Annotated in this window: 4 protein-coding genes; 1 reads left to right on the top strand and 3 read right to left on the bottom strand. The window is 40.2% G+C overall.

The genetic code is table 11. The features are described 5' to 3' along the window. A partial coding sequence (gene rpsI, locus GCCT14_RS04250) for a 30S ribosomal protein S9 (RefSeq protein WP_108624367.1) occupies positions 1-366 on the top strand: 366 nt, incomplete at its 5' end. Between the two features lie 27 nt (positions 367-393). Here rpsI and GCCT14_RS04245 read toward each other — a convergent pair. From GCCT14_RS04245 to GCCT14_RS04235, 3 genes are read right to left on the bottom strand one after another with little or no spacing between them, the layout of a single operon-like run. Further along, positions 394-945: a YqgE/AlgH family protein gene (locus GCCT14_RS04245; RefSeq protein WP_239978379.1), complete on the bottom strand. Its 552-nt coding sequence runs from the start codon at positions 943-945 to the stop codon at positions 394-396. A gap of 8 nt (positions 946-953) precedes the next feature. Next, entirely contained in the window at positions 954-1,967 is a 1,014-nt protein-coding gene (locus GCCT14_RS04240) for an MlaD family protein (protein WP_157952602.1), read from the bottom strand. A gap of 4 nt (positions 1,968-1,971) precedes the next feature. After that, the gene (locus tag GCCT14_RS04235; protein WP_108624365.1) at positions 1,972-2,751 is read right to left on the bottom strand and encodes an ABC transporter ATP-binding protein; all 780 of its coding nucleotides are present in this window, start codon (positions 2,749-2,751) and stop codon (positions 1,972-1,974) included. Positions 2,752-2,952 lie beyond the last annotated feature (201 nt).

Below are 2,952 nucleotides of genomic sequence, written 5' to 3'. Positions count from 1 at the left end.
GGTCGTAGAAAACGTGCTGTTGCTTCTGTTCGATTGAGGCCTGGTTCTGGGCGGATCATTATTAATGGTGTAGAAGGACTTGATTACTTCAAGACCAAGGTGCAAAAGAATACTTTATTTGCTCCTCTGACTCTTTTGAAAGATCAAGGAAATTATGATCTTCTCATACGTGTTCAAGGTGGTGGTCTTTTTGGGCAAGCCGTAGCTATTAGATTAGGATTGGCTAGAGCTCTTGTTAGTGAGAATGAAAGTTCCCAGCCGATCCTCAAAGATGCGGGATTTTTGAGGGTCGATTCCAGGCGTAGAGAGAGAAAGAAATACGGACGTCCTGGTGCAAGAAAGCGTTTTCAATTTTCCAAGCGTTAGATTTCTATTGCTGTTTGTTTTTTTAGTTTAGGTGGATGTCCTCTGGCATTGTTGATAGACTTGCGAAGCGTCCTCCCATATCCTCGAGTAATGTTTTCCATATTTTTTTTCCGGAACCTCGAATACATATCGGTGACTTGCTGGGTGTACGTACCAGTTTTCTTCAAAAGTCTCTCGTTCCAGTTGACCGCTTGCCCATCCCGTATAACCAAAATAGAGATGTAGGTTATCTTTCCCAGTTGCTTTTTCACGCAAAAGTTTCAGATCGCTTCCAAGAAAAATTCTATCAGAAATCTTAAGGTTGCTGTCGTGTGTCGTTATTAGATCGTGTAAAATCATAACTTGATCTGTTTGAACAGGTCCTCCTGCTCTAATGGATAGGTGACCACTTTCCATTGGTAATTCATGAGCTATCCCTTCAGGGATTTCCAAATCTAATGGTTTATTGATCATAAGACCGAATGATCCTGAAGGAGAGTGCTCACACAAAAGAATCACACTTCGGAAAAATGCTCCGCTATCGATATCAGGTGCTGCGATTAAGAAGACACCTTTCTCCAAGTTTCGCGTGTGTGGCATGCCTGCTCTCATTTGGTGTTCGTCTTTTCTGATAATTGTTCGGATTGGTAAATAGCTTTCTCACGTTCTTGTTCTTGAAGAAAGCGCTTCCATTCTTTGTTGTTCTGAAAAAATACACCGTACTTCTTAATGGCTTCAACTAATTGCGTAGCGTGTTCGAATAAAGACTTAATAATTTGGTACAGGTCTTGCGATTGTAGGAGTCGTCCTAATGTCCCTTCTCCTGAGTTGAGAGCATCGAAGATTTGTTGAAGAGAGAGTATTCCTTGAGACAAAATGTTATTTTCCAAGTTTTCCATACTGGAAAGTTGAATTAGGGTTCCTTCTATTGACTGAATAATTCTTGAGAATTGCTTTAGAAGACTCTTGAATTCATTTATAGTTTCACCTTCAAAAACATTTTCTTGGAATGACATCATGAATCGACTTAGTTGATCCTGTAGGTCAGATAAATCTATTGATCCAGTGGCATTTCCTAACGTACCAAGTATTTGATTAGATTTTTGTAAAAAGGAGAGAAGTTCTTTTTCTATTGAAGAGACTTTTTCTATTAGCTGGTTGATTTCTGCGAGCATGTCTTCGAATTCAACTGCAGGTTGAGCCCAGAATATTTCTTGGTCAGGAGCTTCTTCAACTTGTTCGTGGGTTCTAGTAGGACGAATAAATACTACGCGCTCTCCCAGAAGTCCGATATTATGTGGAAAAATTTGATCAGTTTTTAATATTTTTGCAATCGAATCTACAGATAGAGTCAACTCAAAAGGATAAACTCTACCTTGTCTATCGAATGATTTTCTTCTAGCATCTGGAACGTATTGAACGTCTACTACTCGTCCTACTGATTTCCCAGCAAAACAGACTCTTGAACCTACTGTGAGACGATCAATTTCATTAAAACGAACGCGTATAATTCGTTTCCCGTCTCCAAGGTTTGGTCTTAAAAATAGTGCTAAACTCAAAAGAATAAATGTTCCAGAGACAATGAATAGCCCAACAAGAGTGTTCCTTGTTCCTTCGCGCATAGGTCTAGAATCCAAATGTTTGTTTAATAATAGGGGGGCAAGATGTATTTAAAAAATTTTGGACTGAAGAAAGTTCACATTTGAAGAATTGATCTCTTTCCAAAAGTGCTTGGATCTGGCCATATTCATGAAATCCTATTCTATTGCCGATTGTTGCAGCGGAGTTTAGGTCATGCGTTACAACCACACTCGTTGCGCAAAACTCACGTTGAACATCTAGAATAAGTTCATTGATTTGCATAGCAGTAATTGGATCGAGTCCTGTTGTAGGCTCATCGTAAAGGATGACTGTTGGGTGATAGACGATAACCCGTGCAAGAGCTGCTCGTTTTCGCATTCCTCCAGAAAGTTCCCATGGGAGCTTATCTGCAGCATGAAGCATGCCTACTCGTTTGAGAGCCCAAGCAATTCGATCGCCACTTTTACTTTCTCGTGGAGATTGTATCCCTTGATAGTTTCGAACAGTTAGAGGGAATGCAACATTTTCCCAAACGCTCATCGAATCAAATAGAGCACTGTTTTGAAAAAGCATTCCAATATGACGTAAACAGTGTGCTCGTTCTAATTTTGAGCATTTCCAAATGTCAATACCAAACAGGTGAACGCTACCTTGATCAGGGCGTTCTAGTCCTAGGATATGTTTTAGAAGAACGCTCTTGCCTTCTCCAGACCTGCCCATAATAACAACGGTTTCACCTCTATTCACTTTAAGGGAAAGTCCGTTGAGTATCTGATGCTCGCCGTATCGTTTATGAATGTTGTCCAGTTCAATACAAGAGGTCATGCAAAAAAATCCCTCGTAGTGTTAATCATCAATGTCATCAAAAAGTTAAAAAATAGAACAGCAAGATAACTCACTACGACTGCCTGTGTTGTGACTCGTCCTACTAGAACCCACGAACAAGTTGAAGAAGCTCCTGACCAAGAAATATTCTGGGCTCAACCTGCAGTTGAATTCGAAGACATGCTCGCAGAAATCAACCAG

The sequence above is a fragment of the Candidatus Similichlamydia epinepheli genome, assembly GCF_003056015.1.
Note: the sequence above shows the minus strand (reverse complement) of the source record. Positions and strands in the feature narration are given on the sequence as shown.